Source organism: Paracoccus thiocyanatus, from assembly GCF_900156255.1.
GTDB classification, from domain to species: domain Bacteria; phylum Pseudomonadota; class Alphaproteobacteria; order Rhodobacterales; family Rhodobacteraceae; genus Paracoccus; species Paracoccus thiocyanatus.
This window is the reverse complement of the sequence record NZ_FTMK01000004.1, coordinates 31,541-51,985: the sequence shown is the minus strand read 5'-3', so window position 1 is coordinate 51,985 and position 20,445 is coordinate 31,541. Positions and strand designations below refer to the sequence as shown.

General features: G+C 68.5%; 19 protein-coding genes. 13 read left to right on the top strand and 6 right to left on the bottom strand.

Translation table 11 applies throughout. The features are described from left to right. The first annotated feature begins 275 nt into the window (after window positions 1-275). The 5 genes from F3H32_RS04375 to F3H32_RS04355 all read left to right on the top strand — a co-directional run bounded on the left by F3H32_RS04375 (window position 276) and on the right by F3H32_RS04355 (window position 6,100). A complete protein-coding gene (locus F3H32_RS04375) occupies window positions 276-797 on the top strand; it encodes a DUF3576 domain-containing protein (RefSeq protein WP_149764731.1) in 522 nt (173 codons plus the stop codon). Window positions 798-863: 66 nt separating this feature from the next. Next, window positions 864-3,398: a leucine--tRNA ligase gene (leuS, locus tag F3H32_RS04370; protein ID WP_149764729.1), complete on the top strand. Its 2,535-nt coding sequence runs from the start codon at window positions 864-866 to the stop codon at window positions 3,396-3,398. After that, complete coding sequence (lptE, locus tag F3H32_RS04365; RefSeq protein ID WP_149764727.1) at window positions 3,385-3,870, top strand: LPS assembly lipoprotein LptE; 486 nt, start codon at window positions 3,385-3,387, stop codon at window positions 3,868-3,870. Before leuS ends, lptE begins: the two co-directional genes overlap by 14 nt. Then, entirely contained in the window at window positions 3,867-4,895 is a 1,029-nt protein-coding gene (gene holA, locus F3H32_RS04360) for a DNA polymerase III subunit delta (RefSeq protein ID WP_149764725.1), read from the top strand. The genes lptE and holA overlap by 4 nt, the downstream gene beginning before the upstream one ends. Then, window positions 4,892-6,100 carry a TIGR03862 family flavoprotein gene (locus tag F3H32_RS04355; protein WP_149764723.1) on the top strand — a complete coding sequence of 403 codons (1,209 nt, stop codon included), beginning with the start codon at window positions 4,892-4,894 and terminating at the stop codon, window positions 6,098-6,100. Before holA ends, F3H32_RS04355 begins: the two co-directional genes overlap by 4 nt. Here the strand turns inward: F3H32_RS04355 and F3H32_RS04350 are convergent. Then, entirely contained in the window at window positions 6,076-6,663 is a 588-nt protein-coding gene (locus tag F3H32_RS04350) for a glutathione S-transferase family protein (protein WP_149764722.1), read from the bottom strand. The two genes, F3H32_RS04355 and F3H32_RS04350, sit on opposite strands and share 25 nt — an antisense overlap. 118 nt (window positions 6,664-6,781) lie before the next feature. On the opposite strand from F3H32_RS04350, the gene F3H32_RS04345 reads away from it, so the two are divergent. The 6 genes from F3H32_RS04345 (at window position 6,782) to F3H32_RS04320 (ending at window position 13,794) form a co-directional block, all read left to right on the top strand. Continuing rightward, entirely contained in the window at window positions 6,782-8,026 is a 1,245-nt protein-coding gene (locus F3H32_RS04345) for an MFS transporter (RefSeq protein ID WP_149764720.1), read from the top strand. A 90-nt stretch (window positions 8,027-8,116) separates the two neighbouring features. Further along, window positions 8,117-9,310, top strand: a complete 1,194-nt coding sequence (locus F3H32_RS04340; protein WP_149764718.1) for an MFS transporter — start codon at window positions 8,117-8,119, stop codon at window positions 9,308-9,310. After that, entirely contained in the window at window positions 9,303-10,349 is a 1,047-nt protein-coding gene (locus F3H32_RS04335; protein ID WP_149764716.1) for a glycosyltransferase family 4 protein, read from the top strand. Before F3H32_RS04340 ends, F3H32_RS04335 begins: the two co-directional genes overlap by 8 nt. Then, entirely contained in the window at window positions 10,346-10,960 is a 615-nt protein-coding gene (locus F3H32_RS04330; RefSeq protein WP_149764714.1) for a glycosyltransferase family 29 protein, read from the top strand. The genes F3H32_RS04335 and F3H32_RS04330 overlap by 4 nt, the downstream gene beginning before the upstream one ends. 101 nt (window positions 10,961-11,061) lie before the next feature. Continuing rightward, window positions 11,062-12,084: an aspartate-semialdehyde dehydrogenase gene (locus tag F3H32_RS04325; protein WP_149764907.1), complete on the top strand. Its 1,023-nt coding sequence runs from the start codon at window positions 11,062-11,064 to the stop codon at window positions 12,082-12,084. A gap of 87 nt (window positions 12,085-12,171) precedes the next feature. After that, window positions 12,172-13,794 carry a DUF4139 domain-containing protein gene (locus F3H32_RS04320; protein WP_149764712.1) on the top strand — a complete coding sequence of 541 codons (1,623 nt, stop codon included), beginning with the start codon at window positions 12,172-12,174 and terminating at the stop codon, window positions 13,792-13,794. 149 nt (window positions 13,795-13,943) lie between these two features. Here F3H32_RS04320 and F3H32_RS04315 read toward each other — a convergent pair whose 3' ends face one another. The 3 genes from F3H32_RS04315 to F3H32_RS04305 form a co-directional block, all read right to left on the bottom strand. Then, entirely contained in the window at window positions 13,944-14,579 is a 636-nt protein-coding gene (locus F3H32_RS04315) for a 5'-methylthioadenosine/S-adenosylhomocysteine nucleosidase (RefSeq protein WP_223191339.1), read from the bottom strand. A 109-nt stretch (window positions 14,580-14,688) separates the two neighbouring features. After that, window positions 14,689-16,284: a PAS-domain containing protein gene (locus F3H32_RS04310; RefSeq protein WP_149764709.1), complete on the bottom strand. Its 1,596-nt coding sequence runs from the start codon at window positions 16,282-16,284 to the stop codon at window positions 14,689-14,691. A 73-nt stretch (window positions 16,285-16,357) separates the two neighbouring features. Beyond that, window positions 16,358-17,701, bottom strand: coding sequence for an ActS/PrrB/RegB family redox-sensitive histidine kinase (locus F3H32_RS04305; RefSeq protein ID WP_181900667.1), 1,344 nt, complete (start codon window positions 17,699-17,701; stop codon window positions 16,358-16,360). 472 nt (window positions 17,702-18,173) lie between these two features. On the opposite strand from F3H32_RS04305, the gene F3H32_RS04300 reads away from it, so the two are divergent. Both F3H32_RS04300 and F3H32_RS04295 read left to right on the top strand, forming a co-directional pair. Next, window positions 18,174-18,722, top strand: coding sequence for an ActR/PrrA/RegA family redox response regulator transcription factor (locus tag F3H32_RS04300; protein WP_115756726.1), 549 nt, complete (start codon window positions 18,174-18,176; stop codon window positions 18,720-18,722). A gap of 84 nt (window positions 18,723-18,806) precedes the next feature. Next, complete coding sequence (locus F3H32_RS04295; protein WP_149764707.1) at window positions 18,807-19,115, top strand: H-NS histone family protein; 309 nt, start codon at window positions 18,807-18,809, stop codon at window positions 19,113-19,115. A 31-nt stretch (window positions 19,116-19,146) separates the two neighbouring features. Here the strand turns inward: F3H32_RS04295 and F3H32_RS04290 are convergent, their stop codons facing one another. Together F3H32_RS04290 and secB are read right to left on the bottom strand one after the other, a co-directional pair. Then, complete coding sequence (locus F3H32_RS04290; protein WP_149764705.1) at window positions 19,147-19,758, bottom strand: HD domain-containing protein; 612 nt, start codon at window positions 19,756-19,758, stop codon at window positions 19,147-19,149. A 141-nt stretch (window positions 19,759-19,899) separates the two neighbouring features. Next, window positions 19,900-20,421, bottom strand: a complete 522-nt coding sequence (gene secB / locus F3H32_RS04285; protein WP_149764703.1) for a protein-export chaperone SecB — start codon at window positions 20,419-20,421, stop codon at window positions 19,900-19,902. Window positions 20,422-20,445: the final 24 nt, after the last annotated feature.

Genomic DNA, 20,445 nt, shown 5'->3' with positions numbered 1-20,445 from the left:
CGTATGCCCCACCCGGTTGGCCGGCTTGGGGTATGCCCGTTGTGTCGCGCTTTCCCCCCGGCATTGCAACGAAATCGCTTTCGTTTACCCGGATTCCGAAACGCTGTGATGCACATGGGCCACACCCGGTTGCAACGCCGCGCCAGCCCGCCGCACCCAAAGCCCCGCGCGCGCGAGCCTTTTGACGCGCCGGCGGCGGCGGGGCGCCGCCCTCTCTTGTCGCAAGGGGCCGAATTGCGCTATGGCTCGGCCAAGGACGATCCGGGGGACACCAGATGACCAGACGCGCCGCACGGCTGACCGCCGCCCTGCTGATTTCGGCCGGGCTTGCCGCCTGTTCCGGCGGGGGGTCGGGGATGGGCTCTGCCGGTTCGGCGGGCTCGGCCGGCTCGGCGACATCGTTGCCGGGCGGCGGCAACCGCCAGGCCCAGCCGCGGGCCGAGGAACGGCGCGAGACGATCTGGGACGTCTTCGGCGACCGCCGCAACCCCAACGACACGGTGGCGGTCAACAAATACCTGTGGAACGCCAGCCTGGAGGTCCTGAACTTCCTGCCCATCCAGTCGGTGGACCCGTTTACCGGCGTCATCGTCACCGGCTACGGCACGCCTCCGGGCGGCGGGCGGTCCTATCGCGCCACGATCAAGGTCAGCGACCCGGCGCTGGACGCGCGCGGGCTGAAGCTTTCCTTGCAGGGGGCGGGCGGCGCGGCCGTGGCCCCCGACACCGTGCGCGCGGTCGAGGATGCGATCCTGACCCGCGCCCGGCAGTTGCGGGTCCGGGACCGCAATCTTTGACCCCGCTGGACCTGCATCGGGCAAGCGGCTAATACCCTGCGGGCAATCTGACGCCCGGAGGTATCCATGCCCTATGATCCCGCAATCAGCGAACCGCGCTGGCAAGAGGCGTGGGAACGGGCCGATACGTTCCGCGCCGTCCGCGACGAGCGGCCCAAGTATTACGTGCTGGAGATGTTCCCCTATCCCTCGGGGCGCATCCACATGGGCCATGTGCGCAACTACACGATGGGCGACGTGGTGGCCCGCTTCAAGCGCGCGCAGGGGTTTTCGGTGCTGCACCCGATGGGCTGGGACGCCTTTGGCATGCCGGCCGAGAATGCGGCGATGGAACAGGGCGGCCATCCGCGCGACTGGACCTATGCCAACATCGCCACCATGCGCAGCCAGTTGAAGCCGCTGGGCCTGTCCATCGACTGGAGCCGCGAATTCGCCACCTGCGACGATGCCTATGTCGCCCAGCAGCAGGCGCTGTTCCTGGACATGCTGGAGGCGGGGCTGATCTATCGCAAGTCGGCCATGGTCAACTGGGACCCGGTGGACATGACCGTGCTGGCCAACGAACAGGTGATCGACGGCAAGGGCTGGCGCTCGGGTGCAGCGGTAGAGCGCCGCGAACTGACGCAATGGTTCTTCCGCATCTCGGACTATTCCCAGGAATTGCTGACGGCGCTGGACGGGCTGGACGGCTGGCCGGAAAAGGTCCGGCTGATGCAGGCCAACTGGATCGGCAAGTCGCGCGGGCTGCAATTCCGCTTTGACACTGTGGACCTGCCCGATTTCCCGCAGATCGAGGTCTATACCACCCGGCCCGACACGCTGATGGGCGCCAGTTTCGTGGCCCTGTCGCCGGATCATCCGCTGGTCAAGGCGCTGGCCGCATCTGACCCCAAGGTCGCAGCTTTCGTCGAGGAATGCCGCCGCATCGGCACCACCGAAGAAGCCATCGAGACCGCGCCCAAGATGGGCCTGGACACCGGCCTGACCGTGCGCCACCCGCTGGACGCGGATTGGCAACTGCCGATCTGGATCGCCAATTTCGTGCTGATGGATTACGGCACCGGCGCGATCTTCGGCAGCCCCGCGCATGACGAGCGCGACCACGAATTTGCGCTGAAATACGGCCTGCCGATCCGCGCCACCTTCGGCGAGCGCGGCATGACGCTGGAACAGGCCGATGCGCTGGTCGCGACCGCGCCCTATGTGCCGCTGAAATCCGAGACCGTGACCTATGTGCGCGGCTTTGCCGGCGCGGCCGACCAGACTGGCGAGGCGGCGGTGGACGCAGCCATCGCCCATGCCCAGGCGGCGGGCTATGGCGAAGGCGTGACCAAGTTCCGCCTGCGCGACTGGGGCATCTCGCGCCAGCGTTACTGGGGCTGCCCGATCCCGGTGGTGCATTGCGACGCCTGCGGCACCGTCCCCGAGGCCAAGGCCAACCTGCCGGTGCTGCTGCCGCAGGATGTCAGCTTCGAGGTGCCCGGCAACCCGCTGAACCGGCATCCGACCTGGGCCGCGACCACCTGCCCGAAATGCGCCGGCCCGGCCCGGCGCGAGACGGACACCATGGACACCTTTGTCGATTCGTCCTGGTATTACGCGCGCTTTACCGCGCCCCAGGCGGCCACGCCCACCGACCGGGCCGAAACCGATTACTGGATGAACGTGGACCAGTATATCGGCGGCATCGAGCATGCGATCCTGCACCTGCTCTATTCGCGCTTCTTCGCCCGCGCCATGGTCAGGACCGGCCATCTGCCGGACAGCGCCAGGGAACCCTTTGCCGCGCTGTTCACGCAAGGCATGGTCACGCATGAAATCTACCGGACCCGCGACGAGCGCGACCGCCCGGTCTATCACCTGCCCGAGGACGTGGTGGACGGCAAGCTGGCCGACGGCACCCCGGTCGAGGTGATTCCCTCGGCCAAGATGTCGAAATCCAAGAAGAACGTCGTCGATCCGGTGAACATCGTCGAAAGCTTCGGCGCCGATACCGCGCGCTGGTTCATGCTGTCCGACAGCCCGCCCGAACGGGACGTGGAATGGACCGCCGCCGGGGCCGAGGCCGCGCACCGCTTTCTGTCCCGCGTCTGGCGGCTGGCCGACGAGATCCCCGAGGGTGGAACCGACGCGGACCTGGCCCGCGCCGCCCATCGCGCCATCGACGAGGTGACGCAGGCGATCGAGGGCTTTGCCTTCAACAAGGCGGTGGCCAAGGTCTATGAGCTGGCGAATGCCATCGCCAAGTCCGGGGCGGGCGCCGAAAGCCGGCGCGAGGCGCTGCGCATCCTGGCGCAGCTCATGGCGCCGATGGTGCCGCACCTGGCCGAAGAGGTCTGGGCCAAGGCCGGCGGGCAGGGCATGGCGGTCGATGCGCCCTGGCCCAAGGCCGATCCGGCGCTGCTGGTTTCCGACAGCGTGGTGCTGCCGATCCAGATCAACGGCAAGCGCCGGGCCGAGATCGAGGTGCCCAAGGACATGCCCAAGGAGGAAATCGAGGCCATCGTGCTGGCCGACGAAACCGTGCGCCGCTTCATGGAGGGGCAGCCTCCCAAGAAGCTGATCGTGGTGCCGGGGCGGATCGTCAATGTCGTGGTCTAGGCGGGCGGCCGTCCTGGGCGCGCTGGCCCTGGCCGGCTGCGGCTTTTCCCCGGTCTATGGGCCGGGCGGCACCGGGGCGCGGCTGTTTGGCAAGGTCCGCACCGCCGATCCGCGCACGCCCGACGATTTCGCCTTTGCCGGCCGCATCGCCGAACGGCTGGGCCCGGATGCCGAGGCCGGCTTTCTGCTGGACTACAATCTGCGCGTCGCGGTGGTGCCGCAGGCCATCACCCCAGACGAGGTGACGACCCGCTATGCGCTGAACGGAACCGCCGATTTCACCCTGACCGAGGCGGCGACCGGCCGGATGGTGACGCGCGGGCAGGTCAGCAGCTTCACCTCGTATTCCACCACCGGCACCACCATCGCCACCATGGCCGCCGAACAGGACGCGCATGAGCGGCTGGCGCGGATGCTGGCCGACCAGGTGGCGACGCGGCTTTTGGCCCTCCAGCCCGACGCGGTGCCATGATCCTGAAGGGCGCCGAGATCGGACGCTATCTGGCGCGGCCCGATCCGACGCGCCCGGCGCTGTTGATCCATGGCCAGGACGCGATGCGCGTGGCGCTGAAACGGGCCGAGGCGGTCAAGGCGCTGGTCGGTCCTGGGGCCGAAGAAGAGATGCGCCTGACCCGCATCCCCGGCGCCGACCTGCGCAAGGATCCGGCGGCGCTTCTGGATGCGGTCAAGGCGGTCGGATTCTTTCCGGGCCAGCGCGTGGTGCTGGTCGATGATGCGACGGATGCGGCGGCGCCGGCCATCGCCGCGGCCCTTGCGGAATGGAAAGCCGGCGACGCGGTGATCGTGGTCGCGGGTGGCGCCTTGGGCAAGTCCTCGGCGCTGCGCAAGCTGTTCGAGCCGCATCCCGCCGCCGCGACCGCGCCGATCTACGACGACCCGCCCGGCGAGGACGAGGTGGGGCGATGGCTGCATGACGCGGGGCTGCGCGAGGTGCCGCGCGACGCGATGCGCGACCTAATGGCGCTGGCCCGCGCGCTTGATCCGGGCGATTTCCGGCAGACGGTGGAAAAGATCGGGCTTTACAAGCATGGCGACCCGGCACCGCTGAGCCCGGCCGAGATTGCCGCGCTGGCCCCCGCGACCATCGAGGCCGAGGTGGACGACCTGATCGACTGCGTGGCCGCGGGACAGGCGCGCGAGTTCGGCAGGCTGATGCGGCGGATCGAGGGGCAAGGCATCCTGCCGGTGACGCTGTGCATCGCGGCGCTGCGGCATTTCCGGGCGCTGCATGCTGCGGCCTCGGATCCCGGCGGGCCGGGCGCGGGGCTTGCACGGCTGCGGCCGCCGGTCTTCGGGCCGCGGCGCGACCGGATGATCGGCCAGGCCCAGGCCTGGGGGATGCGGGCGCTGGAGGATGCGATCCATCAATTGATCGAAACCGACCTGGTGCTGCGCTCGTCCTCGCGCGCGCCGGCCATGGCGCTGATGGAGCGGATGCTGCTGCGGCTGTGCATGATGCCGCGGGGCGGGCGATGAGCGAGGCGGTTGAGGCGCTGGTGATCGGCGCAGGGTCGGCAGGGCTGATGGCGGCCGAAATTCTGGCCGGACAGGGCGCGCCTGTGGTGCTGGCCGAGGCCATGCCGACCCCGGCCCGCAAGCTGCTGATGGCGGGGAAATCCGGGCTGAACCTGACCAAGGACGAGCCGCGCGCGGACTTCCTGCGCCGCTATGGGGGCTCTGCCCCCGGCCTGCGGCCTCCCCCGGAGTATTTGGAAAACGCTGAAATGGGGCCGGCCGAGGTCATGGATTGGGCACGCGGGCTGGGGGTGGAGCTGTTCGTGGGCTCGACCGGGCGGGTGTTTCCGGTCGGCATGAAGGCCTCGCCGCTGTTGCGGGCCTGGCTGGCACGGCTTTCCGGGCTGGGGGTCGAGTTGCGGACGCGCTGGCGCTGGACAGGCTTTCAGGACGAGGGCTGGCGTTTCGAAATGCCGGGCGGGGTGGCGTTGCTGCGGCCCCGCGTCGTGGTTCTGGCGCTGGGTGGGGCAAGCTGGCCGCGACTGGGCTCGGACGCGGCCTGGGTGCCGTGGCTGCGCGAGAGGGGCGTCATGGTAGCGCCGTTCCGGCCGGCGAATATGGGGTTTCGCGTCACCTGGTCGGCGCCGATGGCGCGGCATTTCGGCCAGGCGGTCAAGGGCGTCGCGCTGCATGTCGGCGACCGCATCGGGCGGGGCGAATGGGTGGTCACGGCCGAAGGCGTCGAGGGCGGCGGGATCTACGAGGTCGCCGCCGCGATGCGCGAGGGCGCCACGGCTTTCGTCGACCTGGCGCCCGATCTTGCGGCAGAGGAACTGGCGCGGCGCTTTGCCAAGGCCCCGGCCAAGCTGTCGGTCGGCAACCGGCTGCGGCGGGTGCTGGGCGATCCGCTGCGCGCGGCGCTAATGATGGAATGGGGCCGCCCCCTGCCGGCCGAGCCAGAGCGGCTGGCGATGCGCGCCAAGGCGTTGCAGCTGCGCCATGACGGGCCGATGGGCATCGCGCGGGCGATTTCCTCGGCCGGGGGGATCGCCGGCGAAAGCCTGACCGATGCGCTGGAGCTGAAGGCGCTGCCCGGCGTCTTTGCCGCCGGCGAGATGCTGGACTGGGAGGCGCCGACCGGCGGCTATCTGCTGACCGGCTGCCTGGCCACCGGGCGGCTGGCCGGGCGCGGCGCCGCCGCCTATCTGGCCGCAGCGCGCAGATAGGCCGGGCGGGCGCGCATCATGTCCAGGTAATCGGTCAGCCGGTGTTCCACGATCGGAAAGCGCGCGGTCAGCGCCCAGGTCAGGCAATGCGCCAGGATGATGTCGGGCACCGTCATGCGATCGCCCATCAGGAAGCCACCATCCGTCATGCGATGGACCAGGGTGCGCTGGCTGCGCTCGAACTCCCAGCGCAGCGTGTTCTTGATCGCGGCCAGCCGCATTTCCGGGGGCAGCACGAAGCTGTGCCGCGCCGCCAGCCACAGCGCCGCGTCGAATTCGTCCAGCACGAATTGCGTCAGGCTGTCCTGGCGCGCACGGTCCAGCGTGCCCGCGGGATGGGTCAGCGCGCCGTGCCGGTCCGCCAGATAGGTCAGGATCGCCGTCGAATCGGTGATCGGCACGCCGTCCGCCACCAGCACCGGCACCTTGCCGGCGGGATTGAAGGGCCTGACGCGCTCGGTATGCGGGTTGACGGCGGCATGGTCATAGGGCTGGCCCAGTTCCTCAAGCATCCACAGCACGCGCAGGGTGCGGCTTTGGCCGGTTCCGATCACCTGGTACATGCAGATCCTCGCATCGCTTGGCCCCCACGCTAACGCCGGCGCGGGATTCAGACAATCGCGGCATTGACCTGCCCGCCGCCGCGGCGCAGGAATTGCGGGCTGCGAGAGGGAGGGCCTGATGTCCAAGGCAATGCGCGCCTCGCTGTTCACCCCGGTGCTGGTGGGCGGCTCGATCATCCTGCTGATCAACTTTGCCCTGCGGGCCAGCTTCGGCGTCTTCCAGATCCCGATCGCGCAGGAATTCGACTGGCCGCGGGCCGAATTCAGCATGGCCATCGCCATCCAGAACCTGGCCTGGGGCATCGGCCAGCCGATCTTTGGCGCCCTGGCCGAACGCTGGGGCGACCGCTGGTCGGTGATCATCGGCGCGTTCCTTTATTCCGCCGGGCTGATCCTGACCGCCTATGCGACCGACCCGCTGGCCATGCAACTGCTGGAGGTCATGGTCGGCTTCGGCATCGCCGGCACCGGCTTTGGCGTCATCCTGGCGGTGATCGGCCGCGCCGCCAGCGACGAGAACCGCAGCCTGGCGCTGGGGATCGGCACCGCCGCCGGTTCGGCCGGGCAGGTCTTCGGCGCGCCCCTGGCCGAGGTGCTGCTGATGCAATACCCGTGGCAGACCGTCTTCCTCATCTTCGGGGTGATCGTGCTGGCCTGCCTGTTTTTCCTGCCCATGCTGGGCGGGGGCAAGCCCGCCAGCCGCAGCGAACTGGAAGAAAGCATGGGGGCGGTGCTGAAGCGCGCCTTCGCCGACCCTTCCTATCTGATGATCTTTGCCGGCTTCTTTTCCTGCGGCTACCAACTGGCCTTCATCACCGCGCATTTCCCCGCCATGGTGACCGAGATGTGCGGGCCGATCAGCCCGGCGGGCCCGCTGGCCGGGCTGGGCATCACCACCACCTCGGCATTGGGGGCGGCCGCCATCTCGCTGATCGGGCTGGCCAATATCGCCGGCTCGATCTTTGCTGGCTGGCTGGGCAAGCGCTACAGCAAGAAATACCTGCTGGCCGGGATCTATGCGCTGCGCACCGTGGTCGCCGCCGCATTCATCCTGCTGCCGATAACGCCCACCAGCGTCGTCGTCTTTTCGCTGGTGATGGGCGCGCTGTGGCTGGCCACGGTGCCGCTGACCTCTGGCCTGGTCGCCTATATCTATGGGCTGCGCTACATGGGCACGCTTTACGGCTTTGTTTTCCTGAGCCACCAGATCGGCTCTTTCCTGGGCGTCTGGCTGGGCGGCAAGATGTATGACATCTACGGCGACTACACCGTCGTGTGGTGGGTGGGCGTGGGTGTGGGCGCCTTCAGCGCGTTGATCCACCTGCCGGTGCGCGAAGCGCCGGCGCGAGTGGCCGCCGCCTGACCGGACAGCGAGCGGCGGGCAAGCCATTGCGTCCCGCCGGTCGATGGGCCAGTTTCGCCCGGTCGGCCAGGGCGGAAAAGGGATCGGTTCATGCGCGCATTGCTGTCAGGCGGAATCGTCAGCCTGATCCTGGCCTATACGCTAAGCCAGTTCTATCGCGCCTTCCTGGCGGTCCTGTCCCCGGTCCTGCAATCAGAGCTGGGCGCCGCGCCCGAGGATCTGGCGATTTCCTCGGGGATGTGGTTCCTGACCTTCGCGCTGATGCAGATCCCCATCGGATCGGCGCTGGACCGGGTCGGCCCGCGCCGCACCGTCGCGGCGCTGCTGGCGCTGGGTGGCGCAAGCGGCGCGGCGATCTTTGCGCTGGCGCAGGCGCCCTGGCATCTGCATGTGGCGTTGGCGCTTATGGGGATCGGCTGCGCCCCGACGCTGATGGGCAGCTATTACATCTTCGCCCGCAGTTATCCGCCGGCGCTGTTCGGAACCCTGGCGGGCGGGGTGGTGGCCGTGGGCTCGATGGGCAATATCCTGGGCGCCGCGCCGCTGGTCTGGGCGACCGAGGCCTTCGGCTGGCGCGAGACGCTGTGGGCGCTGGCCGGGGTCACGCTGGCGGTGGCGCTGGCGATCCTGGCCTTTACCCGCGACCCAGAGCGGCTGGCGGCCACCGCCCCGCGCGGATCGCTGGCCGAAATCCTGCGGCTGCGGGCGCTGTGGTTCATCCTGCCGCTGCTTTCGGTGAACTATGCCGCCTCGGCCGCGATCCGCGGGCTTTGGGCCGGGCCCTATATGGGCGAAGTGCATGGCGCCTCGGACCAACTCATCGGCTGGGCGACGCTGGCCATGGGCGTGGCCATGGTGGTCGGCAATTTCCTGGTCGGGCCGGCGACGCGGCTGGTCGGCTCGGTCCGCCGGCTGGCGCTGACCGCCAATGTCGGCTCGGTCGCTGTGATGGCGGCACTGTGGCTGCTGCCGGCGGAAAGCGTGCCGCTGTCGGTTGCGCTGCTGGCGCTGGTCGGGCTGTCGGGGGCGACCTATACCGTGCTGATGGCGCATGGCCGGGCCTTCCTGCCCTCGCATCTGGTGGGGCGGGGCGTCACCTTTCTCAACCTGTTCTCGATCGGCGGGGCCGGAGCGCTGCAATTCGCCTCGCGCCCGGTCTATCGCTGGGCCAGCGCCCATGGCGGCCCGGCCGAGGCCTATTCGACATTGTTCCTGTTCTTCCTGATTCCGCTTACGGTAGGGGTCCTGTTCTATGTGCTGACACCAGAGACACCCGATGCCTGACATTCCCGCCGACCGGATCGACGTGGTCGCCCCGAACCTGAAACGGCGCCTCTCGGGCGTGACGGCCACCGTGGTGCGGCTGATCCCGGTGCAGGCGCGGGCCATCGGCATCGTCGCCACCGGCCCCGGCCTGCCGCCCGAATTGCCGCATATCCCGCTGGCCCGCGCCGCGACCCTGCCGCGCGACCGCTGGCGGGTCTGGCACGCGCGGCGCAACACGGAAATGGCGCTGGGGCTGATCCTGCGGCATGTGCTGCGGCGGCGCTATCGGCTGCTTTTCACCTCGGCGGCGCAGCGCCGGCATACCGGCTTCACCCGCTGGCTGATCCGCCGGCAGGATGCGCTGATCGCCACCTCGCCACAGGCCGCCAGCTATCTGGAACGTCCCGCCACCGTGATCCTGCACGGCGTGGACCTGTCCGTCTTTCACCCCGCCGCCGACCGCGCCGCGCTGCGGGCCGAACTGGGCTTTGCCCCGGACGACATCGTCATCGGCTGCTTTGGCCGCATCCGGGCGCAAAAGGGTATCGACCTGCTGGTCCAGGCGGCGCTGGACCTGTTCCCGTCCCGTCCCCGCGCGCGGCTGATCCTGTCGGGGCGCATCACCGCCGACAACCAGGCCTTTGCCGACGACCTGCAAGCCCGCATCGCCGCCGCCGGCCTGACCGACCGCATCCGCTTCCTGGGCGAGGTGCCCTGGGCGCAGGTGGTGCGCAACTACCAGGCCATCGACCTGTTCGCCGCCCCCGCCCGGTGGGAGGGGTTCGGCCTGACCCCGCTAGAGGCCGCGGCCTGCGGCGTGCCGACCGTGGCCGCCCGCGTCGGCGCCTATGAGACGCTGATCCGCGACGGCGAAACCGGCAGCCTGGTTGCGCGCGAAGACGCAGAGGCCCTGACTGCGACGCTGGCGCGCTGGCTGGACGACGATGCGGCGCGCCGGGCGGCCGGACAGGCGGCCCGCGCCCATGTGCAGGCCAATCACGCGATCGAGGGCGAGGCCCGCGCCATCACCCAAGTCTATCGCGGGCTTCTGGGGTGAACCGGCTTGGCTTCCTGATCGCCCGCACCTTGCGGGACGAAGCTGCGCTGCAACGCCTTTCGGCCCCGCAATCCGCGCTTCTGGACGATCTTGCGGGCAAGCGCGTCGCGCTGGTCGGCAATGCCCGCGCGCTGGCCCAGACCCGGCACGGCGCGCAGATCGACGCCGCAGACCTGGTGATCCGCATCAACCGCGCGCCCATGCCCTTGGCCGAAAGCCACGGCAGCCGCACCGACTGGCTGGCGCTGGCCGTGCGGCTTTCGGATGCCGACCGCACCCGCATCGCGCCCGCGCGCATCCTGTGGATGTCGCCCAAGCGCAAGCGGCTGGACTGGCGCACCGCCAGCGGTCCCGGTTTTTACCTGCACCCGCTGGCGGATTACCGGGCGCTCAAGGCCCGGCTGGGCGCCCCACCCACGACCGGCGCGATGATGATCGACCTGATCGCGCGGTCGGACATGGCGCGGCTGGAACTTTACGGCTTTGATTTCTTCGCCTCGCTTTCGCTGTCGGGCCGGCGGACCGCCAAGCAGGTTCCCCATGATTTCAAAGGCGAATCCGAATGGGTGCGGGAACTCATTCTGGCAGATCGCCGAATAACCCAGCATTAAGCCGAAATGCTGCCGGAACGGCGGGCGTTCTGACGAAATCTCGCTTTCCCTTTGCTGCAATACCCCCTATATCGCGGCGTCCTTTGTTGAAGGAGACCCCAATGGGCTACAAGGTCGTTGTCGCCGGCGCCACGGGGAACGTGGGCCGTGAAATGCTGAACATCCTGGCCGAGCGCCAGTTCCCTGCTGATGAGGTTGTCGCTCTGGCTTCGCGCCGGAGCATTGGCACTGAGGTCAGCTATGGCGACAAGACCCTGAAATGCAAGGATATCGAGGGGTTCGACTTTACCGGCTACGACATGGCGCTGTTCGCCATCGGCTCGGACGCGACCAAGACCTATGCGCCCATCGCCGCCAGCCAGGGCTGCGTGGTGATCGACAACTCGTCGCTTTACCGCTACGACCCCCAGATCCCGCTGGTCGTGCCGGAAGTGAACCCGGACGCGGTCGAGGATTACCGGACCAAGATGATCATCGCCAACCCCAACTGCTCGACCGCGCAGATGGTGGTGGCGCTGAAGCCGCTGCATGACCGGGCGCGGATCAAGCGGGTCGTCGTCTCGACCTATCAGTCGGTCTCGGGCGCCGGCAAGGACGGCATGGACGAGCTGTGGAACCAGACCAAGGGCGTCTATGTTCCCGGCCAGGAAGTCGAGCCCAAGAAGTTCCAAAAGCAGATCGCCTTCAACGTGATCCCGCAGATCGACGTGTTCCTGGACAGCGGCGACACCAAGGAAGAATGGAAGATGGTGGTCGAGACCAAGAAGATCGTCGATCCGGCGATCAAGGTCACGGCAACCTGCGTGCGCGTGCCGGTCTTTGTCGGCCATTCGGAATCGGTGAACATCGAGTTCGAGGATTTCCTGGACGAGGACGAGGCCCGCGACATCCTGCGCGAGGCGCCGGGCATCCTGGTCATCGACAAGCGCGAGCCGGGCGGCTATTCGACCCCGGTGGAATGCGTGGGCGATTTCGCCACCTTCGTCAGCCGCATCCGCCAGGACGTGACGGTGGAAAACGGCCTGAACCTGTGGATCGTCAGCGACAACCTGCGCAAGGGCGCGGCGCTGAATGCGGTGCAGATCGCCGAGCTGCTGGGCAATCGCTGCCTGAAAAAGGGCTGAACTGGAACGGGGCGTCCTGCGGGGCGCCCTCTTGCTTTTCCGGCGCCCCTCGCGGACCTTGGCCGGGTCGTGACAAAGGGGGCCCCGATGCGCCGATTGCTGTTTTCCACCGCCATCCTGCTGGCCAGCCCGGCCCTGGCCGAGCGGATCGAGACCACGGCCCGCGTCACCGACGTGACCGTCTATCCCTGGGGCGCCGGCGTCACCCGCGAAGCCGCGCTGGACCTGCCGGCCGGCGCGCATGAACTGGTGATCCCCGGCATCCCCCAGGGCATCGACCCGGCCAGCCTGCGCATCGTGGCCCAGGGCGCGGTGATCGGCGCGACCGGCTTTCAGCAGGAACGCGCCCTGCCCCAGGCGCCGGCGAAATCCCCCCAGTTGCGCGCCGCCGAAGACGAGGTCCGCCGGCTTCAGGCCACGCTTGGCGAACGCGATGCCGGGGTGGCCGAAATCAAGGCCCGCGCCGAGGCGGCAAAGGACACCATCGCCTTCCTGATGAACCTGGCCGAATCCGATCTTGCCGGCGGCGGCGATATCGCCACCCTGACCCGCACCGTGGCCGAGCAGCTGTTGCAGGCCCGCCAGACCGCGATTCGCGCCGGGCTGGAAGCCGCGGCCGCCGATGTCGGCCGCGAGGATCTGGCCGAAGAGCTTGCCCGCGCCGAGGCCCGGCTGGAGGCGCTGCGCGGCCCACAATCCGAGCGCGGCGCGCTGGTCGTCGCCGTGCAGGGCCAGGGCCAGCCCGCCCGCATCCGCATCACCAGCCTGACCGACCAGGCCCGCTGGGAGCCGGTCTACGACCTGTCCTTGCAGCGCCGTGAAGGCCGGCTGCGCCTGGACCGCGGCCTGCTGGTCCGGCAGGACAGCGGCGAGGATTGGCAGGATGTGCATCTGCTGCTTTCGACCGCGCGGCCGATGGGCCAGTCGGCCCCCAGCGAATTGCAGCCGGATTTCCCCCGCCTTGGCGATGCCGAGGCCAAGCATTACCGCCGCTCGGCCCAGCCGCTGGTGGCCGAGGCGGCGATGGATGCGGCCGAGCGCGCCGCGCCGGCGCCCGTCGCGGCTTCGGCGCTGGTGGGGCTGGTGGGCGAAACCGTGGTCTATGACTATCCGACGCCGGTCACGCTGCGCGGCGGCGCCGATGCGCTGCGCCTGCCGCTCGATTCGCACGAGATGACGGCCAAGGTGGTGGCCGAGGCGGTGCCGCGGCGCGACGACAGCGCCTATCTGGTGGCCGATACGGTGAACACGACCGGGGCGGCGATCCTGCCGGGCGACGCGACCTTTTACGCCGATGGCGCCATGGTCGGACGCGGCGCCTTGGAACGGACCGCCCCCGGCGACGACATGAAGCTGGGCTTCGGCCCGCTGTCGGGCATCACGCTGGAACGCCGCGTCCCCGACGAGATCGAGGGCGACCGCGGATTGATCGCCAAATCCTCGGAGCGCCGGGAAACCGCGATCCTGACGGTCCGCAACCTGACGGACGAGGACTGGCCGCTGCGGGTAATCGACCGGGTGCCGGTTTCGACCCAGAAGGACCTGCGCATCGACTGGTCGGCCGACCCGGATCCCGCCGAGACCGACCCCGACGGCAAGCGCGGCCTGCTGGTTTGGAACGCAACCATCCCCGCGAAAGAGGAACGCGCCATCACCCTGACCACCACATTGCGCTGGCCCGAGGGGCAGGTGCTGATCGGCGGCGACTGAAGCCGGCCTTCCGGCGAAACCCCTTTTGGTCCGCAGATTTCCGCCCGGCCGCAGGCACGGCCATGCCGACCGCCGACGCCGCCCGTGATCAGGACGGCACCGGGCGCGCCGCCGCCTGAGGGGGCGCAGGCGCCAGTCCGTCAGCCATGCTACAGCGCCAGTTCGCCCCGCTCCAGCGCCTGGGCCAGCCGGTCCACCGCCTTTGCCAGGCGCTCATCGACCAGATGCAGATACTGCGTCCAGTCCGAAAGCTGCGCCAGTTCCTCGGCCCCGTCCGAAATGCCCCGCAGCCCGATCAGCGGCAATCCGAAACGCTGGCAGGCGCGCAGCACGGCAAAGCTTTCCATATCGACCATGTCGGCCCCGACCGCGTCATAGGCGGCGCCGCTGACGATGCTGGCCCCGGTCGCAAGGCTGGCGGCGGCGATTCCGGGGATGCGCAGCGGCAGTTCGACCCGCGCCGGCAGGCCAAGCATCGGCGTCTCGCCCCGCGCAAACCCCAGGGCCGAGGCGTCCATGTCGCGATATTCCAGCGAGGCCACCTGATAGATGCCCAATTGCCTAAGCCGGCGCGACCCCGCCGAACCCAACGAGACCACCAGTTCCGGCAGCCCGTCCCCCGCCGCAAGCTGCGACAGCGCCGCGGTCAGCGCCACCGCCGCCTCGACCGGGCCGACCCCGGTCATCAGCGGCGCGATGCGCGCCCGCAACTGGGGCCCGTATTCCGCATTCACAGCCATGACGAACAGCACCCGTCGCCCGGCCACAAGATCGGGTCCAGCCATCATGGCCTTTCCCCCCGCATCCGCCGTCCGTCCCTGTTCCGCCATGTTCCACCTGCGACCGTTTCGCCAAGGGAAGCGCGACCGGCACGCCAAGGCAAGACCGCGGCGATCATCCGGTCAGGACGCGTGACATCGCCGCATCCCTGGCCGGTTCGGGTCCCTCCGCGGCGCGCGCAGGCTCGCGCCCCGATGCCAGCGCCGGAACCGGGGCGGCAAAGCTTAGCAGCAGGCGCGCGCCGGAAAGCCCGCGCAGGCCCCAGAACAGCAGCCCGCCCGCCGGCCCCGCCATGGCCCCGCGCATCGGCTCGTCCGGCAAGGCCGCGTTCAGCGCATCGCGCAAGGTGGCAAGGCCGGGGCTGGCGCCGCAGGCTTCGGTCCAGATCTGCATATGCCCCTCTAGCGTGGCGGGGGCGGCGCCCCACAGTTCCGCATAGCGGCGGTTCGAGATAAGCAGATCGCCATTGGCGGCAAAGACCGCCACCGCATCCTCCAGCGCGTCCATCACCTCGGCGCCCAGCGACAGGTCGGCGCGGAACTTTCGAGTCAGCGAGATTTCCGAGGTGATGTCCTCGAACAGAAAGGCCACCGCGCCGTCGGGATGCGGGCGGCCGGCCACACGATAGGTCTGGCCACCCGGCAGCGACCACAGTTCGACATGGTGCCCCGATGCTGCCGCCGCCTCCAACGAGCTCATCTGGCTGCGCCAACTGCGGTAATCCTTGGGTTCCGGCACCATCCGCGCCTCGCGCAGGCGGTCGAGAAAGGCGTAAAGCGTCGGACGCGCGGTCAGGAAGCCCGTGGCAAGCCCGGTCAGGTCGATCAGCGCCGGGTTGAAAAGCTGCAGGTTGCGGTCGCGGTCAAAGATCGCCAGCCCGATGGGCAGGTCGGCAAAGGTCTTGGTCAGCGTCTGGACGAATTCGCGCAGCGAGCGTTCCGCCCGAACCGCAGCATCCGCAGGCAGGGCGATGGCAACGGTCTGCCCGCCGATCTCGTGCAGGTGGCAGTCATACCATCGGCTTTGCCCGTCATGTTCGACCTGCACCCGCCGGGCCCCGGCGGCGGCGGCAGGCTGGACCGGCCGGGCCGACAGGTCGATGATCCGCGGCAGGGGCCAGACCGTCTGGCCCTGGGCCTTGGCCTCGGCCAGGTTCAGATAGGCAGAGTTCGCCCAGGTGATCTGGCCGTGCCGATCCTGCCGCCAGGCCAGCATCGGCGACAGGTCCATGGCGCCGCGCAGGATTTCCAACTCGTGTTCCATCGCCCGCAGGGACAGGGAATCGACCAGGATCCCGGCATCCTCGGCCGCCGGGTCGGCCAGGGTCAGGCGCAGCATCCCGTCACCCAGATCCTCGGCCAAAAGCCGCAGGGGATTGTCGCTGCCACGCTCTTTCATCTCGATGCGGGCGGCGCCGCCAAGATCGGGCAGCAGCGCGCCGAATTCCGGCAGGCGCATGCCCAGCCAGGCGCTTAGCCGCTGCCAGTCCCCATCGCCGGGCAGGCTGGACAACAGCGTTCTGGCCGGCGTGGTGGCGTCGACCAGCGTCCCGCCCTGAAACAGGAAGGCGATCGGTTCCTGGGCGCGGTCCAGTCCGCGCCCCTGGGACGCGCGCGCCCGGCCCCGCCGGTCCGCAAGACGCAGCAGCACCAGCCCTGCCAGCACCGCCAGCACCGCGGCCGCAAAGGCGATAAGGAAATGCACAACCATCGCAACATCCCTGAACAACACAGCCAATCAACTATAGCGGGATGTTTTAAGAAGTGGTTAACGCGCGCGCGCCTCAGGGCAGAATCTGCGGATTCGGGCCCAGGGCGCCGCGATCCCCGGTCTCGATCTTGCCGCGCGGCCAGGTGACGACGATCTCGGCCCCGCCCCGGCGGCCATTGGCAAAGCGCAGCCGGGCACCGGACCGTTCAAGCAGCGCCTTGGCGATGAACAGGCCCAGTCCCATGCCTTCGTAGCGCCGCCCGTCCTCGGCCCGCGGGCGGGTGGTCAGGAAGGGGCTGCCGATGCGCGGCAAAAGCGCGGGCGGAAATCCCGGCCCGTCATCGGTGATCCGCACCCACAGGTCGCGGCGGTCTGCCCCGGTCTCGATGGTCACGCGGCTGGCGGCGAAATCGACGGCGTTCTGGACCAGGTTGCGCAGACCGTGGATCATCGCGGCATCGCGCAGGACGATCAGCGGTTCGGGTGCGGGCAGAACCAGGATTTCGGCGCCACGGTCGCGATGCGGCGCCGCGGCCTCGGCCAGAACCTCGGTCAGCGGGGCCGAGCGGATCAGCAGGTCGTCGCGGCCGGCGCTGCCCATGGATTGCAGGATGTCGCGGCAGCGGTCGGTGGACTGGCGCAGCAGCGCCACGTCCTCGGCCAGGTCCTCGCGCTCGGGCAGGGCATCGGCCAGTTCGTCGGCCAGCTCGGCGCTGACCAGCTTGATCGTGGCCAGGGGGGTGCCCAGCTCATGCGCGGCAGCGGCCACCACGCCGCCCAGATGTTGCAGCTTCTGTTCACGCTCCAGCGCCAAGCGGGCGGCGAAAAGCGCGTCCGAGGTGGCGCTGACCTGCGCGGCGACCAGCCGGGCATAGCCGGCAAAGAACACCGCCCCGATCACGATGGCGAACCAATGCCCGACCAGCAGCGGCTCGCGCAGCGTGACCAGCCCGCCCGAGCCGAAGGTCAGCGGCTGCGGACAGATCGCGGAAAGCGTGACCATCAGAAAGGTCGCCGCCCCCAGCGCCAGCATGTGCGGCGGCGGCAGGGCGGTCGCGGCAACCGTCACCGGCGCCAGCAAAAGCAGCGCGAAGGGGTTGGCAAGCCCGCCCGTCAGCGCCAGCAGCGCCGCCACCTGCGCCAGGTCAAAGCCCAACTGCCAGGCCGCCTCGCGCGCCGAGATGCGGCGGTCCGGCCGCACCGACAGCCCAAGGTTCAGCGCCACCGCCAGCCCGATCATCGCCAGCACCGCCGCCAGCGGAAAGCCCGCCCCGATCATCAGCGCCCCGCCGACGGCCGCCAATTGCCCGGCAATCGCCACCCAGCGCAGCAGGATCAGCGTGCGCAGGCGGATCGGCTCTGGCGCGGGACGGCCCGGTAAAAGGTCGATTCGGTGGGAAACTAGACCAAGAGGCACGGGGTCATCCTGTTTGCTGGGGCTTTTGCATTGATAACGAGCGCCAGATAGGCAATCAATGCGTTCAGACATTCGGAGTTGTGAAGATGGGAATGAACGGACCCGTCCAGTTTTGTCACCTTGCCGTCATCGGCAAGGGACTGGGCAGGTCCGCGGGGCGGGTTAATCCGGGGCCTTCGCCGGCACGGCGACAGCCTGGACGGAACCGCGGCCGAAATCGCCGCGGTAATATCGTGCAATCCCATTGCCGCGGAATTCGCGGGGAAAATCGCCACGCCTCTCTGGTCGATCCGGCGGTTGATCCCTATCTTGTGATTCCCGGCATCGACACTGTCGATCTTTCGGTCCCGCGTTTTCCGCCTTGCCTTGGGCAGAATGCGCCGCCTGTTTCATTGACGCAGCGTCAGATGCCGGGTTTGACCGGATGGCCGAAACACTCTAATCAACAGTGAACTTTCAAGGGCAAGAGAATATGGCAGAAGATTACCAAATCGGGCCCGACCCCAGCCTGCTGCTGGTGGACGACGACGAGATCTTTCTGAACCGTCTGGCCCGTGCCATGGAAAAACGCGGCTTCGCCGTTACCCGCGCCGCTTCGGTCGCCGAGGCGCGCGCCGCGGTCGCGGCACATGCCCCGGCCCATGCGGTGGTCGATCTGCGGCTTGAGGATGGGAATGGGCTTGATGTCGTCGATGCCCTGCGCGAAGCGCGCGAGGATGTCCGCATCGTGGTGCTGACCGGCTATGGCGCGATTGCGACCGCGGTGGCCGCGGTCAAGATGGGCGCGACGGATTACCTGTCGAAACCGGCGGATGCCGATGACGTGACCCGTGCGCTGCTGGCGCGGGGCGATACCTTGCCGCCCCCGCCAGAAACGCCGATGTCCGCTGACCGGGTGCGCTGGGAACATATCCAGCGCGTTTATGAACAATGCGACCGCAATGTCAGCGAAACGGCGCGGCGCCTGCATATGCATCGGCGAACCTTGCAGCGGATTTTGGCCAAGCGCAGCCCGCGTTAATAACCGCTTCTCGAAAGTTATTGCATTTCATATTGGAATGGAAATATTGAGGGGCACATATGGCAAGAACCAAGGATAAACGAGATGAGCATTGAACTGGACGCCATGTCCTTGCGCGAACTTCGTGATCTGCGTAACAAGCTCGATCGCGCCATTTCCACCTTCGAGGATCGTCGCAAGCGCGAAGCGCTGGCCGCCGCGGAAAGCGCCGCGCGCGAATTTGGCTTCAACCTGGCCGATCTGACCACCGCCAAACCGGCGCGGGGCAAGGTGGCGCCCAAATATGCCAATCCCGCCGCCCCGGAACAGACCTGGACCGGCCGCGGCCGCAAGCCACGCTGGATCCAGGAAGCCCTGGACACCGGCAGAAAGCTGGAAGACCTGGAAATCTGATCCATGCCCCGCATCCTTGATGCGGGGTTTTTTACGCGCAGGGCTTTTCGTCGATTTCCGCGATAAGCTGGGAAAAGCGCGACAGATATGCATTGCGCGTTTCCGCTGGCGGCCGCAGCCGTATTTCCAGCCCCTGCAACAGTTCGGGGCGGGGAACGGGAAAAAGCCGGTCGGCCTCGGCCTGAGAGAAACCGGCGATCTGGATGGCCTCCAGCCGGGCCGATATCCGGTCGGCGCGCTTGATGCCGCGCTTGACCGCCGCCGGCAATTGCGCGGGCAAGCCAAAGCGCCGGTGGATGGCCGCCGCCAATCGCGCGTCCATTTCGCCATATTCGCGCCCCAGCGCCGCCTTGACCGGGGAAATCATGTCCCCGATCACATATTCCGGCGCATCATGCAGCAGCGCGGCCAACTGCCAGCGCGGGTCGCAATCAGGTTGGCTGCGGGCGTGGATTTCCTCGACCAGCAGCGAATGCTCGGCGACGCTATAGGCCCAGTCGCCGCGGGTCTGGCCGTTCCAGCGCGCGACAAAGGCCAGGCCATGGGCAATGTCGCCGATTTCGATGTCCATGGGCGTCGGGTCAAGAAGGTCCAGCCTGCGCCCCGACAGCATCCTTTGCCAAGCCCGCCCGCGGTTCGCCATGCCGTTTCCTCCGTCTTCTCAGGCGCAAGCTAGCCGCCGGGCGGCGGCCGCGCCAGCACCGGATCGACCCGCAAGGCGGACAGGAAAAGGCCCGCGGTCGGGAAACCGCGGGCCGGATCGGCGCAGTCACGCAGAAGTGACTTAGGACAGCGGCTGGTCGGCGGGACGCTGGGCCTGGGCACGCCGCGCGATTTCCTGGCGATACAGCGCCACGAAATCCACCGGGTCCATGTTGAAGGGCGGGAAGCCGCCGTCGCGGGTCATGTCCGACACGATGCGCCGCACAAAGGGGAACATCATCCGCGGGCATTCGATCATCAGGAACGGATGCAGCTGGTCCTCGGGGACGCCCTCGACGTGAAAGACGCCGCCATAGTCCAGTTCGCACAGAAACAGCGGCGACTTGTCGCTGGCATTGGCGGATTGGACGCGAAACTTGCTGATCACTTCGTACTGGTGCTCGGTCGGGCGCTTGCGGGCGTCAAGGCTGACCTGGACGCTGATTTCCGGCTGCACCTCGCCCGAGGGCAGGCCCTTTTGCGCCACCGCGTTCTCAAAGGACAGGTCGCGGATATATTGGGTCAGGATCTGCAACCGCACGGCCGGCTGTTCGCCGGTCTGCGGCGCAGGCGCGGCCGCGCCGCTGTTGTTGTCGTCGCTCATCGCATTCTCCTCGGATCTGGAGGG

What these genes read in the sequence shown, in the direction of transcription:
- lptE (WP_149764727.1), top strand. Translation starts at nt 3,385, where the DNA reads ATGTCGTGGTCTAGGCGGGCGGCCGTCCTGGGCGCGCTGGCCCTGGCC.
- F3H32_RS04350 (WP_149764722.1), bottom strand. Translation starts at nt 6,663, where the DNA reads ATGTACCAGGTGATCGGAACCGGCCAAAGCCGCACCCTGCGCGTGCTG.
- F3H32_RS04335 (WP_149764716.1), top strand. Translation starts at nt 9,303, where the DNA reads ATGCCTGACATTCCCGCCGACCGGATCGACGTGGTCGCCCCGAACCTG.
- F3H32_RS04290 (WP_149764705.1), bottom strand. Translation starts at nt 19,758, where the DNA reads ATGGCGAACCGCGGGCGGGCTTGGCAAAGGATGCTGTCGGGGCGCAGG.
- F3H32_RS04295 (WP_149764707.1), top strand. Translation starts at nt 18,807, where the DNA reads ATGAGCATTGAACTGGACGCCATGTCCTTGCGCGAACTTCGTGATCTG.
- F3H32_RS04320 (WP_149764712.1), top strand. Translation starts at nt 12,172, where the DNA reads ATGCGCCGATTGCTGTTTTCCACCGCCATCCTGCTGGCCAGCCCGGCC.
- leuS (WP_149764729.1), top strand. Translation starts at nt 864, where the DNA reads ATGCCCTATGATCCCGCAATCAGCGAACCGCGCTGGCAAGAGGCGTGG.
- F3H32_RS04340 (WP_149764718.1), top strand. Translation starts at nt 8,117, where the DNA reads ATGCGCGCATTGCTGTCAGGCGGAATCGTCAGCCTGATCCTGGCCTAT.
- holA (WP_149764725.1), top strand. Translation starts at nt 3,867, where the DNA reads ATGATCCTGAAGGGCGCCGAGATCGGACGCTATCTGGCGCGGCCCGAT.
- F3H32_RS04355 (WP_149764723.1), top strand. Translation starts at nt 4,892, where the DNA reads ATGAGCGAGGCGGTTGAGGCGCTGGTGATCGGCGCAGGGTCGGCAGGG.
- F3H32_RS04345 (WP_149764720.1), top strand. Translation starts at nt 6,782, where the DNA reads ATGTCCAAGGCAATGCGCGCCTCGCTGTTCACCCCGGTGCTGGTGGGC.
- F3H32_RS04315 (WP_223191339.1), bottom strand. Translation starts at nt 14,579, where the DNA reads ATGGCTGGACCCGATCTTGTGGCCGGGCGACGGGTGCTGTTCGTCATG.
- F3H32_RS04300 (WP_115756726.1), top strand. Translation starts at nt 18,174, where the DNA reads ATGGCAGAAGATTACCAAATCGGGCCCGACCCCAGCCTGCTGCTGGTG.
- F3H32_RS04325 (WP_149764907.1), top strand. Translation starts at nt 11,062, where the DNA reads ATGGGCTACAAGGTCGTTGTCGCCGGCGCCACGGGGAACGTGGGCCGT.
- F3H32_RS04310 (WP_149764709.1), bottom strand. Translation starts at nt 16,284, where the DNA reads ATGGTTGTGCATTTCCTTATCGCCTTTGCGGCCGCGGTGCTGGCGGTG.
- F3H32_RS04375 (WP_149764731.1), top strand. Translation starts at nt 276, where the DNA reads ATGACCAGACGCGCCGCACGGCTGACCGCCGCCCTGCTGATTTCGGCC.
- secB (WP_149764703.1), bottom strand. Translation starts at nt 20,421, where the DNA reads ATGAGCGACGACAACAACAGCGGCGCGGCCGCGCCTGCGCCGCAGACC.